This is a genomic window from Pyxidicoccus sp. MSG2, assembly GCF_026626705.1.
Lineage (GTDB): Bacteria > Myxococcota > Myxococcia > Myxococcales > Myxococcaceae > Myxococcus.
Window position 1 is genome coordinate 6,009,788 of sequence record NZ_JAPNKC010000001.1, and the last position, 14,037, is coordinate 6,023,824.

The following is a 14,037-nucleotide window of genomic DNA, read 5'->3' on the forward strand; positions in this document are numbered from 1 at the left end:
GACTACGCCTCGGGGTCGACCAGCCTCCCCTGGAACAGCACCGCGCCGCTCCACGTGTCCCGGATGAAGAACAGGAACGGGTGGTCCGCATTGAACTCGAGCACCTCGTTTTCGAGGAGGGCGGCCGTCGGCACTGCCATCATCGCCGTGGCCGCCGCCGCCTCGGTTCCTTCCTCGTTCACGTCGAGGTTCGCCTGGTGAAGCACCGCCGAGAGGTTCAGCCTTTCCCGCGCCGTCATGCCCGAGAAGTCCGCGAGGGCCGGGTCGAACGCCAGCGGCATGCCCATGCCGGAGAGCGCGCCCTGTAGTTGAAGCGTCGTCGCCATCTTGAACTTCGGCAGCGACACCGCCACCTCTCTGCCGGTCAGCTTGAAGATCCGCTTCTCCAGCACGTTGGCATCCAGTGACGCCTCGAGCCGGGCCAGGTCCTCCACGCGTTTCGGAAGCGCTATCAACATGGCCGTCTCTCCCCCCTTGTAGGGAAGCTCCAGCCACTGGGCGATGCCGTCGTCGGTCTGGCGGTACCATTCCGTCTGCCGCATCATCGAGACGGTTGCCGTCCTGTCCGCCGAGACGTGGAAGGGCTGGCCGTCCTCTGTCAGGTCGGGGTCGAAGGGCTCCTGCCAGACGCCCCGGAAGTAGATGGCGTTGGTCAGGACCAGGCGCGTGAGATCCTCCAGCATGCCCTTCCCGATGAGCTCGGGAATCCGCTCTCCCGTCTGCTGCGAGACCCAGCGGTTGATGTGCTGGCGCGCGGCCTCGGTGTTCCTGGCGAAGTCCACCTCCTCCAACGACGCGCCGTAGTGCGTGCTCGTTGCTTCCAGGAAGGGTGGGAGGAACTCGAACCCGCGTTGTCCCCAGAGGCGGTTGGCGGTCCGCAGCTCCACGTTCCCGCTCTTGTTCGCGGTGGCGAGGTGGCCACTCAGCGCCGTGTACGCTTTCTGGAGCGTCGTCTCTCGCACGGCGTCGAGTCCGAGCACCCGCTCCAATTGTGCCTGCGACTCACCGCGTGCGCCCAGCGCCGTCATCGCCAGCGCGAGGGAGAGGCTGGTCGGTGAGTAGAACGTGTTCCCGGGCTCGGCGCCCACGTGGGCATGGAGGGCGAAGGCGAAGTGGTTGCTGGCCGAAGCTCCGGCTCGCATCGCAGCGAAGTTGCTCTCGGTCATGACAGGCTCCTCGTGAGGCGCCCATCCTAGCGGTCATCAGAGGGCGTCGCGCGTCCAGTCCTCGCGGCCGTAGCGCTCCGCGACGAGCGCCTCCGCGCGGGCACGCACGTGCGGCGCAATCGAGCTGGAGGTCCATTGCGCGCCGAGGCTCTCGGTGAAGCCCTGCTTGAGGGCCTCCGCGGCGTCGGCGTGGCTGACTTCGCGGCCGGCGGCCTCCTTCAGGTCCATCATCGCCCCGCGAAGGCGCTCGGGCTCCAGGCCGAAGAGGCGTGCGTGTAGCGCGTAGTCCGTCACGAGCGGCAGCGCGCCGTGCTGCATGAAGGCCCCGCGTTGCCGCCGTTGCGCGCTGCCGACGAGCTTGCGCCCGTTCACCTTCAATTCCTTGAGGGCGGGGGTGAGGAAGCACGCGCCGCTGGCCAGGGTGCGCTCGGGCCGCGAGGGCTCCAGGTCGGCGCGGACGCCGAAGCGGCTCGCGAGGCCCGCGGCGATGGCTTCCGACAGCAGGGTGTAGTTCTGCTCGATGCTGTCGGCGAACGGCGCGCCCACGCGGGCGATGAAGCTGTACGTCAGCTCTCCGTGGTGCAGTACGCCCGAGCCGCCTGTCACCCGGCGCACCAGCTCGAGGCCCTGCTCCTTCGCCGCGGCGGCGTCGACGCTCTCATAGGACTGCGTGCGTCCGAGGCTGAGGCAGCCGGGGCGGAAGACATAGAGGCGCAAGGTGGGGACGAAGTCCGCCCGCGCGCAGGCGTCATCGAGCTGCGCCTCGTCGAGCGCCATCTGCCAGGAGCCTGGGGATTCCTCGAGAGGCTCGATGACGTTCCAGGCGCGGGGCGCTTCGGCGGGGGAGGACGGAGACATGGGGGCATCCTCTCCACTTCGGTCGGGAACGCAATGCCAGCGGCGTGCCACGCCAGGCGGGCCACCCGGGCGGAGGGGTGGCCGGAAGGAACGTTCATTCCGCCAGAGGCTGTGCCGGCCGCTGGGAGCTGGAAGGAACGTTCAATTCGCCGGGCTGGTTGCCTCGGAAGCCAGGTAGCCGGAAGGAACGTTCATTCCGAGCGGTAGGCCGCCGGACGCCGGTGGCTGGAAGGAACGTTCATTCCGCCCGACAGGGCGCCCGGAAGCCAGGTGGCTGGAAGGAACGTTCCTTCCGTGCCGCACTCGGGCCGGGGGCAGGTGACGGCGCGCTCACAGGGCCGCCGCGAACCTCGCGGCGATGGGCGCTGCGACCCGACCGCCCACGCCTCCTCCCTCCACCAGGACGGCGAAGGCGATGCCGTTGCGGAAGCCGATGAACCACGCGTGCGTGGGCAGCGGGGGGACGGTGCCGAACTCCGCGGTGCCCGTCTTGCCGGCGAGCGCCGGTACTCCCACCGCCGCCCGGCCCGTGCCCTCGGTGACGACGGCCCGCATCAGCAGACTCAGCGCTCCCCGGGTGCCGTCCGCCAGTGACGCGCTCGGGCCGTCGTCCAGGTCCGTGACGAGGTAGGGCGCGCGCCATCGGCCCGACTCGGCCGCGGCGGCGACGGAGGCCAGATGCAGCGGCGTGGCCAGCACACGCCCCTGGCCGATGGCCGCGGCCGCCAGCTCGACGGCGTCGCGAGGCGCGGGGAAGGTGCCGCCGGAGGAGGGAAGCCCCGGGTGGTACTCCACGTCGAAGCCGAAGCGGCGGGCCGCCTCGCCGAGCGCCTCACCGCCGAGGCTCGCGGACAGCAGCACGAACGCGGTATTGCACGAGTGCGCGAAGGCCCCGCGCAACGTCGTGGCACCGAGCGCCTCGTCCTCGAAGTTGCGGAAGGTCTTCCCCTTCACCGCCACCGTGGGCGGGCAGGGCGCCGGCGCGTTCACATCCATGCCTCGTGCGAGCAGTGCCTCCGCGGTGACGACCTTGAAGGTGGAGCCCGGCGGGTAGCGGCCGGTGAGCGCCCGGTGCAGCGGCTGCGAGAGCGGACGGCTGGCGATGGCCAGGACCGCGCCCGACTCACTGTCCACCGCGACGAGCGCCGCCGGCTGTGCCACGCCTTCGAGCGCCGCCTCCGCGGCCGTCTGCAGCGCGGGGCGCAGCGTGGTGGTCAGCGGGGTGCCCTGCTTCCCCTCGAAGCGGAAGAGGATCTGCGCCTCTCCCGACGGGCGCGTGAGGAGCACTTCTCCCGAGGGCGTTCCCGCGAGCTGCGGCTCGAAGGCCCGCTCCAGTCCTGACAGGCCCACGCTGTCTCCAGGCTGGTACAGCGGGCCCAGCTGCGCGAGCAGCTCGGCCGTCACCTCGCCCACGCGGCCGAGGGTGTGCGACGCGAAGCCCTCCGAGGGAGACAGCCGGGCCGTCTTCTTGCGGAAGAAGATGCCGGGCACGGGCGCCAGCGCGGGGCGCACGAGCTGGTAGCGCTCGGGGCGCACGTCGATGATGGGCACGAAGCGCTCGGTCGAGCCCGCTGCGTTCAGGACCTTCTCCACGCGCGCCGGGTCCACCTCGAGCAGCGCCTGGAGCGCGGAGGTGACGTCGGCACGGTTGCGCACGCGCGACGGGTCCACGCCGATGGTGATGACCTCTCCCACGTGGGTGAGCGGCTCGCCGTACGCGTCCAGCAGGTGGGCCCGCTCCAGCCACGCCCGGGTGCGCGAGAAGCGGTCGCCCTCGCGCGCCTCGGGGTGGAGCACGGCGGGAGTCCATCGCACGAACCAGCGCCCTTCGCGGCGCACGAAGGGCAGCGTGCCCTCCAGCTCCCACTCGCCGAGCCCGCGCAGCACGTGGACGGCGCGGAAGGTGGCCGTTGCGGTTTCTCCGTCGCGCTCGACGCGGCCGAGCTCGAAGCGGGAGGAGACGACGCGCAGCCCGTCGCGGAAGCGCTGGTGTTGCTCCTCGAAGTTCGCCGGCGGCCCGGCCACCGCGTGCTTTAGGGCAGGCAGGTCATTCGCCGCCCACGCCCGCAGGTACGCCTCGGCTTCGTCCACCGGTCCATCCGCGGGCCTGACTTTCACGGAGGCGCAGGCCGACAGAAACAGGGACAGCGCGACGCCGATTCCAACCCTCCACCCTCGCCAGGACATGCGGCGCACTCTGCTGCGCGGATGCCACGGCGTCACGCACGAAGGATGCGGCGCCGTCGCCATGGCACACGCGGTGCGGCTCCCTCCTCACGGAGGGAGGGCCGGCCGCGCGAGGGCGCGACGACTCCGGGCGTGGCGCGCTCCGCGCCCGGAGTCTTCGTGCGGCGTGGCTAGTTCGGGGTCCAGCACCGGTAGGACTTCGTCACCTCGTTCGACACGTAGGTGTTGGCGTCGACGATGCGGAACCGGATGTACTTCGTCCAGTACGTCCCGTACGTGTAGAGGCCGAACTGGCAGTAGTCGTTGTACGAGGTGGTGCCGTTGTACCAGTAGGGGCTCGTCGAGCCGCCCCCGAAGTCATCCACCACCTGCCACTGGTACGTGTACGGCGTGACGCCGTTGGCGCCGCTGCCGGAGCACGAGACGTTCGTCCCCACCTTCGTACAACCCATCGTCGCCGTCGGGGGGAGGATGTCGAAGGCGGTGACGGTGTCGCCCGCACCGGCTGCCTCCTGCTCGGCCTCCTCGCCTGCGAGGGGTTCACCACAGGCACCGAGCAGGGCTGCCGCTGACACGAGCACGGCCCCGAACTGAAGGTGCTTCACGACACGCTGGATGGACATGAGGTTCTCCTGCGGATGTGGTTGGTGAGGCGGACCCAGTATTCCTGAGATACAGGTAAAACTGAACAACCCTCAAAGGCGTGCGCCCGGTGACTGAAGCGCGCGACGAAGTCGTCGCCCACGAAGGCCCCAGGGCAGGCCGCCGGTGCCGTCGAGCTTTTGCGACCTGCGTCGCCGGGTACAGATGCAATACAGTGGCGATATAATGTGACACCCATGCCGGGGTGCCGCTCCCCACCTGTGCAGCGCGGTGCACGACTCAGGCCTGGCGTCTCCGGGTTGCACTCGGAGCGCGGAGGGCACGTGGCTTGCTCTTCCCGCTCCCGGGTCCACCGTGGAGGAGCTGTCGCATGAAGAGGCGTGCCGTCGCGTTCACCTTGCTCTGGCTGTCGTTGCTGGCTCCGGGCGTCGTCCGGGCGGAGGGCCGCGCGTTCGACTTCTCCGGGGCCTCGCGGTCCGCGCGCCTGGTGGACAGGCCGTCGCCATGGGCGCACGGCCTGGAGGGGGGAGACCGCATCCGTGCGCTCTCCCACTCTGGCGTCACCGTCACCACTTCGGAGGACGAGGTCATCCCCATGCACCTGTGGGTGGTGCCCCTGGTGCTCACCGGAGTCGGGTTCCTCGGCGGCGTCACCTGGTGTGTTCTCGAGAGCGTGTACGGAGGTGATGGCTCCGACTGCTCGGGGGCGCTGCTGGGCGGGACGGCGGTGGGCGCGGTGCTCGGCCTGGGCTACCTGTACGCGGCGGCGTGCGCCGATACGCCGGAGGGCTGTTCCGAGGGGTGCTCCGAGGAGGACGGGGACTGCATCGCGGAAGAGGCCGTGAAGGGTTCCCGCTCACGCGCGGCCCTCCGCGACGCACGCCGCAAGCTGATGCACGGCGCGCCGCGAGGCCTGCCGCTGGGGCTTATGCCCACGGTGGGGTTCGTCAACGACAGGGCCGTCTTCGGGCTGGGCGGCCGCTTCTGACGAGAAGCGTCGCGCGGGCCTACTCGAACAGGGAGACCTCGCCCAACCTCCACAGCAAGCCAGTGAGGCTCCCCTCCTCTGACGTCATGCGCAGCCGGACGTGGCGCACCGGCAGCTCGCCGGTGAGGGGCGCGTCGAGGAAGACGTGGGGTGTGTAGAGCTCCATCGGTCCGTCGAAGGGACTGTCCGTGTCGGTGTCCAGCAGGGAGAACTGGTAGATGTACCGGGTCGGGTCGTCCCGGTCGAAGTTCACGACGGTGAAGCTCCCGAGCGGCGCCCACTCGCCGCCGTCCACGCTGCCCTCCAGCACCAGCCGGATGCGCCCCTGGTAGCCGAGCGTGCCCTCCAGGTTGCGTACCACCACCCGGCGCAGGCGCGCGGGGGTGTTCAGGGAGAAGGTCAGCGCCTCCACGCCGAGGTCGTCGCCCTGCTCGCCCTCGGGACGCGTCAATACGGCCTCGAGCTTTCCGTCCGTGTACGGGCACGGCCGGTCCACGGGGGCCGGGCTGCACGGCATGCCCCGGCTCACGGGGCGCAGGGTGCCGGCGGGCAGGGGCACGCGCGGGCTGCGCCACTCCTGGCGGAACGTCAGCGTGCTGCCCTCCGCGGCCAGCGGCTCGAAGTACCACTGGCCCACGCTGACCGCACGCACCTGGGCCTCCACTCCGCCGAAGTCCTCCAGCACGTAGGGGCTCAGCGCCCACGGAGAGGCGGCATGCTCCTGCTGCCACACCAGCCCGTCACCGCCATGGAGCTGCACCACCGGCTCGGGCGTGCTGGGCGGGACGAGCACCGGCTCCTCATTGCCCTGCATGATTTCAGGCACCGTCGCGGACGGAGGCGTTCGCGGCGCGGGCGGCGTGGGGGCGAAGGTCAGCGAGGGCCCGGGGCCCACCGCGAGGCCTGAGTCCCACCGCTGTAGCGGTGGCAGCTCCACGTCGTCGTAGAAGGAGAAGGCGACGAAGATGCCGTTGCCACCCTCGTCGAGCGGCGGGTACACGCGGAAGCGGTGCTGCAGGTAGCCGTAGTAGCCACCCTCCGGGAAGTAGCCCTCGTATTGGGTATCGCCGGACAGCGCCTCCAGCGTGAAGCGCCCCGAGGCCTCGGTGAGGCCTTCCGAATACGGCTCGTAGTTCCACACGCGCCCCTCCACGGCGAGGAGGTCGTTCGCGGTGTCCAGCGCACGGTCCACGCGCAGCGGGGTGCTACCGGCCGGCGAGCCGTCCGCATGCTTCACCTCGCCGTACATGAAGACGGGGTCCTCCGGCATCCGCTCACAGCCGGTGGCGAGGAGCGCGAGCAGGGGCAGGGTGACAGTCGAAGCGCGCATGTCAGTAGGTCCCCTTCAGGCCGAACATGGGAAGGATGACGGGCAGGCGCATGGGCTCGCGCACCGGGCCCGAGACGTCGTGGTTGTAGTTGTAGCCAAACGTCTCCCACTGGGCGGAGATGTTGAGCACGTCGAGGTACGCGTCGAGCGTGAAGTCCTCCATGGCCCACGACTTCGAGGCGCGGAAGTCCACGCGGAAGAAGCTGCCCAGCCGCTCGACGCGGTCCTCGTCCTGGCGCACCCACTCCGTGCGCCCGTTCGGGTCCGTCACCAGGCGGTGCGTCTGCGAGGACACCTGTCCGGACTCGGGCCGGCCGGTGTTGAAGTGCACCACCGTGCCGAACGTCCAGGTGTCGAACTTGTAGCTGAGCGCGGCGTTGAAGACGTGCGCCTGCTCGAAGGCGAAGGGCAGGGTGCCCTCCACGGTCTCCACCACCCGGTTGTCGTCGCCGTAGCGCTCGATGCGCACGCGGCGCCGGCTCTGGAGGAAGCTGTACGACGCCCAGCCGAACCAGTTGCGGCCCAGCGGGTGGCGCGCCATCAGCTCGAGGCCGTAGGCGTAGCCACTCTCGGACGGGTCCTCGCCCAGCCCGCCGCGGCGCCGGTTCTCCGCCACGTCCAGCACGTCGAACTCCACGGTGCGCGACAGCGGGTTGTAGAAGACGTCGCCGCTCACCTCCAGCCCCTCCAGGGCCTTCCACTCGGCGCCCACGTCGAGCTGCGCGCCGGACTGGAGCCCGTAGCGCAGGCCGGCGGTGTCCACCGCGGGCAGGTGCAGCAGCACGGTGGGCGGCTGGTGGAAGAGGCCCGCGCCGCCCTTGAGCGCCAGCGTCTGCGTGAGCTGGTGGCGCACGGTGAGGCGCGGCTCCACGGCGGCGTGGGTGATTCCGGGCACCAGGTGGTACGCGTCCACGCGGAGGCCGGGCTGGAGGAGCCAGCGCTCCGTCGGGCGCCACGTCGTGGTGGCGTACGCGCCGGAGAAGGTGGCCAGCGACGAGGGACTCTTCAGCGGGTCTCCATTCACGCCCGGGTACTGGCCCGGGGAAAGGGCCTTGCCGGTGATGACGGTGGCGGCGCGCCGGTGCTCCACGTCTCCGCCCACGGCCACCTCCAGCGACTCGGAGAAGTGCCGCTTCCAGCCCGCGCGCAGCGAGTACGTCGTCTGCGCCAGCCCGTATTCGCCCACCGTCTCCGCCACCAGCCCGCCGGAGCGTGACACCGCCTGCTCGCCGGAGAGGGCCACCTTGTCCCAGCCCACCGTGAAGCCCACCTCCGCCTCACCTCCGGCCCACGGGTGCGTGCCGCGCAGGTCCACCCGGTGGAAGCGGGACACGATGCCTCCGCCCGTGTTGCCCTCCCACTCCATGGACGGGCTCGAGCCCACGTCGTCCGAGCTGCCCAGCGCGAAGAGCCGCAGTCGTCCCTCGCCCACCTTCTGCTCCACGCGCGCCTGGTAGTCGTAGAAGGTGGCGTGCAGCTTCTCGTCCTGCGCTCCGGACACCAGCCGCTGGCCGAGTCCAATCAGCAGGCCCGTGTAGCTGACGCGGCCGGCGACGCTGACGGAGGTGCCCGTCTTCTCGAAGGGGTACTCGATGAAGCCGCCGCTGTTGATGAAGTCCGCGTACGCGGTGAAGTGCAGCCGGTCCTCGCGGGGCCGTGAGAGGCGCCCCTCCACCGCGCCGCCCAGCACGCGGCCGAACTGCACCGGCGGCGTGCCCGGGTAGAAGTCCACGGTGTCGATGAAGTCCGGGTGGATGACCGAGGGCCCCAGCAGCAGGTGGTACAGCATGGGGATGCGCACGCCGTCGAGGAAGAAGCCCGTGGCCGCCGGCTGGCTGCCGCGCACCACCGGGTAGCTCACACCCGACGCGATGCTGCCCACGCCCGGCATCAGCATCACCACGCGGAACGGGTCTCCCATCGTGCCGGGCACCTCGCGAATCTCCTGCTCGTGCAGGCTGATGCGGGTGACTTCCGTGCGGGGCCGCTCGTCGCGCACCACGGTTTCATACGGATTCACCCGGCCGGGCTGCAGGCGGTAGACGACCTGCACGGACTGGCCCTGCGTCACCGTCTCCTCGAACGTCGCCGGCTGGTGGCCGGGCGCGCGCACCTCCACGCGGTGGGCGCCGGGAGTGACTTGCAGCGTGAAGCGCCCCCGGGTGTCCACGGTGCCGGCGGGCTCGGGGCTCCCGTCGAGGAAGAGGGTGGCGTCGGCAAGGGGCCGGCGCGTGCCCCGGGCGCGCACCTCGCCGGTGAGGTGCGCGATGGCGGCGGGCACCTGGACGGGTGGCTCGAAGCGGTAGACGAAGGGCAGGCGCACCGCCACGGGCGTGCCGCCCACCGTGGCCGGGGTGAAGCGCAGGCCGGGAGCGGCCTTCAGCGCGGCCTCGGTGAGGCGCGGCTCGTCCGGCGCCTGCACCACCTTCACCTCGGCCACCGCGCCCTGCACGTCCACGAGCAGTTCCAGCGTCACCTCGCCGGGCGTGCCCTCCAGTCCTTCGGGCCACGCGGCGCGGGACTCCGTCACCAGCGTGGGCGGCACCAGTTGCGCCTCGGCGCCTCCCGTGGTGAGGCCCAGGCGCTCGGCATCCTCGGCGGACACGGACGCGCCCCCATCGGTGGCCTGGACGTCTACCTCCACCGCGCGCTGCTCGCTGGCGGGGGAGGGGAGGCCCTGGGCGCCCGCGACGGCGGGCACCACCGCCAGGAGGAGGAAGACGCAGCAGCGTTGCACTCGCATCACACGCACCAACACCGAGGCTCGCGAAGCGGACACTCCGGCCGGTGCGGTTCGCGGGCGCCGCCTATATCAGCCGTGGGGACTCTCCTCAAAACCCCCGACCCGGCTGGCGCGGTCAACGCTCCCTCAATTTCCTTTCGGCCTCTCTGGCGCCACGGGTGAAGGGGCGCGCGCGAGACGCGGAGGTGGGGCGAGGTAGTTGGTGTTGCTCACGAAGAGCCCCGTCCGGGGCAATTCGTTGGCGCGGGGGCCCTTGTAGCGCAGCACGTAGAGGCCGCTGTTCTCGTCGGTGATGTAGATGAGGCCGTTGTAGAGGATGGGGTGCGGCCACATCCCCACGTCGGGGCTGTCGCGGAAGCGCTCCACCACGCGCGAGGCGGGCCTCGGCACGTAGACGCCCACCTCCATGGGCAGCACGGGGTTGGCGATGTCCCACACCCGCAGCCCCGCCGAGTACCCGGAGCTGAAGAAGAGGTTGGGGAAGACGAGCTGCTGCGGAGAGGACTCGCGCGGGAGCGACGGGCTTCCGGGGTCGCCGGGCACGCAGGGGGGCTCCAGGTTCTCCGGCAGCAGGTAGCGCGACACGACTTGCGGCCGTTGCTCGTTGGAGATGTCCAGGATGTGCCCCCAGCTCCGCGGGCACGTCTGTGTGCCGTTGCGCTCGCCGGAGATGACCAGGTACGGCCGGCCCGGCACCGGGTACACCGAGTGCTCCGTCGACGCGGAAGGCGGCGTGAGGGCCCCGCGCACGGCCGGGTCCGGGTTCAGCTTGCGCAGGCACAGGTCGGGGTCGGTGCCGCTCGTCTCGTCCACGGTGACGGTGTCGCGGATGCACGGCTCGCGGTTGGCCAGTCGCGAGCTGTCCAGCACGGAGTAGCCACCGTGGAGGTTGGCCACGTACACGCGCGTGCCGTCCTGGGAGACGGATATCGACGCGCTTTCGGCGGGCGTGAGGGTGAAGGTGGCCACCGGCCTGGGGCTGATGGGGCCGTCCGGGGGCGCCATCAGCTCGAAGACGCGCAGCGACGGCTCGCGCACGTCGCCCAGGTGGACGGAGGAATAGAGGAGGAAGCGCGCCGGCTCGCGCGGGTCTCTCCACAGGAAGAACTCGTGCGGCCGGTCGGTGCCGAGCGAAATCGTCTGCCGCAGCACCGGGCGGCGGCAGTGGGTGATGTCATAGAGCTGGTAGTTGTTCACCGCGCCGCTGTCCTCGCCCGTCTCCCGGAAGTTCATGACGATGAGCGTGTGCGCGTCGGGGATGGTGCGCAGCTCGCGCGAGGTGGCGTTGAGGACGGTGGGGAGCGCGCCCACGGGCCGGGGCCGGCGCGGGTTGGAGATGTCGACGATGAGCACCTCGGGCGGCAGCGGCGGGGTGCCGAACAGCGGGCCGGTGCCGGGTCTTCGACCGATGCGGCTGCCCACGTAGAGACAGTCGCCGGAGATGCCGGTGGGCCCGTTGCGCCCCCGGGCGATGGTGTCTCCCGGGTTGGGCAGCGGGTGGTGGCCGATGAGCTCGAAGCGTTCGCTCCGCGGCAGCCCGTGCCGAGGCTGGCGCCTGGAGTCCTGCGCCGCGCTCCCCCGGGGCACGGCCAGCGCCAGCAGCCCCGTGAGCATCAGCCACGTCCTCATTGCTCCAGCCATGCGTCCCCCGTGCGTCCGATTCCTCGAAGGGGGCGCACGGTAGGGATGGCTCCCGAGCACGACGATGGGCCGTGGGTGGGGCGCCGCGCGCGGCGGAGGACAGCTTTCCTGGCTCGCGGGGTGGGCGGAGTGAGCGGACCTTCAGTGCGCGTCCGCGGTGGGACATGTGTGCGCCTTGCGAGGCATGGGACAAGGGGTCCATCCAAGGGTGGCCGGCTGCACACGCTTCGGCCTCGTCGGGCATGAAGCATGTGGGCCAGCCCACGAAGGGAGGGGCAGGCGGCGCGCGCGCCTGGAGGCACGTGCGCGTGCGTCATTACTCTTTTCCAGACTCAATGAACGAACGCACGCGGTGCTGGGAACGGAGGGCAGCCCATGCGCACGCCGAAGGATGAGCTGTTGCTCCAGGGGTTGGAGCATGCGCTGGCGGGCCGGTCCACGCAGGCGGCGGAGGCGCTCCTCTCCCTGTACGCGCTGCTGGACGTGCAGGGCGTCTCGGAGGATCTGCACTACCTCCTCTTCGCCACCGCGCTCTCGCGGCGGATGGAGGGCGCGGGGGCGGTGCCTCGCAATCCGTACCTGCACCCGGAGCCGGCGCAGGAGCCGCGGCAGATTGATTTGTTCCGCTTGCTGATGACGCACATGCCGCTGGCGTCGGCGGCGGACGCGGTGGCCAACGCGGTGCTGGTGGGCCTCTTGCGCGGGCACGACGAGGCGACGCTGCTGGACGTGGGCATCGGCCAGGGGCGGCAGGAGCGGGGGTTGCTGCATGCGCTGGCGCGGGCGGGCGCGCTGCCGCGCCGGCTGACGCTGGTGGGCGTGGACCCGAGCGGCGCCAGCCTGTGCGAGGCGGAGGCCACGGTGGCGGAGGTGGCGCGCGAGGTGGGCGCGGCCGTGCGCTTCGTGGGGCTGGAGATGCCGGTGGAGGCGCTGGCGGACGCGACGTGGGCGGCGCTGCGCGGGGTGCCCCGGCCGCTGGTGGTGAATGCGGCCTTCGCGCTGCACCACGTGGCGGAGGCGCCCGACAGCGGCGGCACGGCGCGCGACGCGGTGCTGCGGCGCCTGCGGGCGCTGGAGCCGACGGGGCTGGTGCTGTGTGAGCCCAACGTGGACCACCACCGCGCGCCGGTGCGCGAGCGCTTCCGCAATGCGTGGAACCACTTCACGCGCGTGTTCGAATTGCTGGACACGCTGGACGTGCCAAGGGCGGAGCGCGCGGCCATCAAGCGGTTCTTCGGCCGCGAGGTGGATGACGTGGTGGGCACGGTGGACGAGTCGGCCCGCTGCGAGCGCCATGAGACGGCGCAGTCGTGGATGGACCGGCTGCGCCGCGCGGGCTTCGTGGCGCTGGAGGCGCTGGAGCGGGTGAGGCCCGCGGACATCCACCCGGCGGTGGCGCTGCGACGGGAGCGGGGCTTCGTGGGAATCTCCTACCGGGAAGACACGCTGGTGGCGGTGCTGGGTGCACGGCCGGCGGAGGGACGCGGATGACGAGCGACACACCGGACGTGTTGGCCGCCAGGGTGCTGCGGCGCTGCCGTGAGACGGGCGTGCGGCTGGTGCTGGTGGAGTCGTGCACCGGCGGCCTCGTGTGCGCGAGGCTGACGGACGTACCGGGCGCGTCGGCGGTGGTGGAGCGCGGGTTCATTCCGTACTCGAACGAGTCCAAGGTGGAGCAGCTCGGCGTGCCGCTGGAGTTGCTCCAGGCGCATGGCTCGGTGAGCGCGGAGGCGGTGGAGGCGCTGGCCCACGCCGCGCTGGAGCGCTCACGCGCGGACTGGGCGGTGGCGGAGACGGGCATCGCCGGGCCGACGGGGGGCACGCCGCAGAAGCCGGTGGGGCTGGCCTTCATCGCGGTGCTACGCCGGAGCGGGAAGGCCACGGTGGAGCGCCACGTCTTCACGGGAGACCGGAGCGCGGTGCGCCGTGCCATCGCGGACCGCACGCTGGAGGTGTTGCTCGACAGGCTGGGGTCGCAATCATGAATTGAACGCTGGGCCCGTCCTGCTGGACGCCTATCGGCACCCGCGTCGCTTCTCTACTCTCCTAATCACGCCAGAGCGGCTCACCCCGTAATTCCCTGCGCGAGAAGGAGAGCCCGGTGTTCCAGATAGAGGTCGACCGGCAGCACGGCATCGTGGACTTCATCCTCGACGGGTACATCCGCGTGGAGGAGATGCAGCGCTTCGTGGCGGAGCTGCGAGGCGCCACCGACTCGCTGTCGGGGAAGGACATCAAAATCAAGGCGGACGTGAGGACGTTCAAGCCCGCGTCACCGGAAGCCGCGGACATGATTCGCCGCGTGCAGGAGTACGGGCTGCGCTCGGGCGTGGTGCGGGTGGCGGAGCTGGTGGAGAGCCAGATCGTGGCGCTGCAGCTCAACCGGATTGCGCGCGAGAGTCACACGGACCGGATTCTGCGGCGCTTCTGGCAGGAGTCCTCCGCGCGCCAGTGGCTCATCCACGGCGACGAGGACATGGGGATGCATCCAGGGGTGTGACGGGCGCGGCTGGCGCCGGGG

The 14,037-nt window shown here is 71.1% G+C and carries 11 protein-coding genes; 4 read left to right on the top strand and 7 right to left on the bottom strand.

From position 1 onward, the window contains the following. Nucleotides 1-2: 2 nt before the first annotated feature. The 4 genes from OV427_RS23515 to OV427_RS23530 all read right to left on the bottom strand — a co-directional run bounded on the left by OV427_RS23515 (nucleotide 3) and on the right by OV427_RS23530 (nucleotide 4,834). Complete coding sequence (locus OV427_RS23515) at nucleotides 3-1,166, bottom strand: serpin family protein (protein WP_267858394.1); 1,164 nt, start codon at nucleotides 1,164-1,166, stop codon at nucleotides 3-5. Nucleotides 1,167-1,202: 36 nt separating this feature from the next. Beyond that, nucleotides 1,203-2,024 carry a lipoate--protein ligase family protein gene (locus OV427_RS23520; protein WP_267858395.1) on the bottom strand — a complete coding sequence of 274 codons (822 nt, stop codon included), beginning with the start codon at nucleotides 2,022-2,024 and terminating at the stop codon, nucleotides 1,203-1,205. A gap of 330 nt (nucleotides 2,025-2,354) precedes the next feature. Beyond that, the gene (locus OV427_RS23525; protein ID WP_267858396.1) at nucleotides 2,355-4,211 is read right to left on the bottom strand and encodes a penicillin-binding transpeptidase domain-containing protein; all 1,857 of its coding nucleotides are present in this window, start codon (nucleotides 4,209-4,211) and stop codon (nucleotides 2,355-2,357) included. Nucleotides 4,212-4,381: 170 nt separating this feature from the next. Continuing rightward, the gene (locus OV427_RS23530) at nucleotides 4,382-4,834 is read right to left on the bottom strand and encodes a hypothetical protein (RefSeq protein ID WP_267858397.1); all 453 of its coding nucleotides are present in this window, start codon (nucleotides 4,832-4,834) and stop codon (nucleotides 4,382-4,384) included. 350 nt (nucleotides 4,835-5,184) lie between these two features. Between OV427_RS23530 and OV427_RS23535 the strand changes: the two genes are divergently transcribed. After that, nucleotides 5,185-5,802 (top strand): hypothetical protein, encoded by a 618-nt coding sequence (locus tag OV427_RS23535; RefSeq protein WP_267858398.1) that lies wholly within the window; start codon nucleotides 5,185-5,187, stop codon nucleotides 5,800-5,802. 19 nt (nucleotides 5,803-5,821) lie between these two features. On the opposite strand, the gene OV427_RS23540 is transcribed toward OV427_RS23535, so the two are convergent. The 3 genes from OV427_RS23540 to OV427_RS23550 all read right to left on the bottom strand — a co-directional run bounded on the left by OV427_RS23540 (nucleotide 5,822) and on the right by OV427_RS23550 (nucleotide 11,516). Next, nucleotides 5,822-7,132 carry a hypothetical protein gene (locus OV427_RS23540; protein WP_267858399.1) on the bottom strand — a complete coding sequence of 437 codons (1,311 nt, stop codon included), beginning with the start codon at nucleotides 7,130-7,132 and terminating at the stop codon, nucleotides 5,822-5,824. A 1-nt stretch (nucleotide 7,133) separates the two neighbouring features. After that, a complete protein-coding gene (locus tag OV427_RS23545; protein WP_267858400.1) occupies nucleotides 7,134-9,875 on the bottom strand; it encodes a TonB-dependent receptor domain-containing protein in 2,742 nt (913 codons plus the stop codon). A gap of 126 nt (nucleotides 9,876-10,001) precedes the next feature. Beyond that, nucleotides 10,002-11,516, bottom strand: a complete 1,515-nt coding sequence (locus tag OV427_RS23550) for an LVIVD repeat-containing protein (RefSeq protein WP_267858401.1) — start codon at nucleotides 11,514-11,516, stop codon at nucleotides 10,002-10,004. Nucleotides 11,517-11,891: 375 nt separating this feature from the next. Here OV427_RS23550 and OV427_RS23555 point away from each other — a divergent pair, with 375 nt between their 5' ends. The 3 genes from OV427_RS23555 to OV427_RS23565 all read left to right on the top strand — a co-directional run bounded on the left by OV427_RS23555 (nucleotide 11,892) and on the right by OV427_RS23565 (nucleotide 14,016). Then, nucleotides 11,892-13,007, top strand: a complete 1,116-nt coding sequence (locus tag OV427_RS23555; protein ID WP_267858402.1) for a GRAS family protein — start codon at nucleotides 11,892-11,894, stop codon at nucleotides 13,005-13,007. Further along, nucleotides 13,004-13,501: a CinA family protein gene (locus OV427_RS23560; protein WP_267858403.1), complete on the top strand. Its 498-nt coding sequence runs from the start codon at nucleotides 13,004-13,006 to the stop codon at nucleotides 13,499-13,501. The genes OV427_RS23555 and OV427_RS23560 overlap by 4 nt, the downstream gene beginning before the upstream one ends. Before the next feature lie 116 nt (nucleotides 13,502-13,617). Further along, nucleotides 13,618-14,016 carry an STAS/SEC14 domain-containing protein gene (locus tag OV427_RS23565; RefSeq protein ID WP_163991464.1) on the top strand — a complete coding sequence of 133 codons (399 nt, stop codon included), beginning with the start codon at nucleotides 13,618-13,620 and terminating at the stop codon, nucleotides 14,014-14,016. Nucleotides 14,017-14,037: the final 21 nt, after the last annotated feature.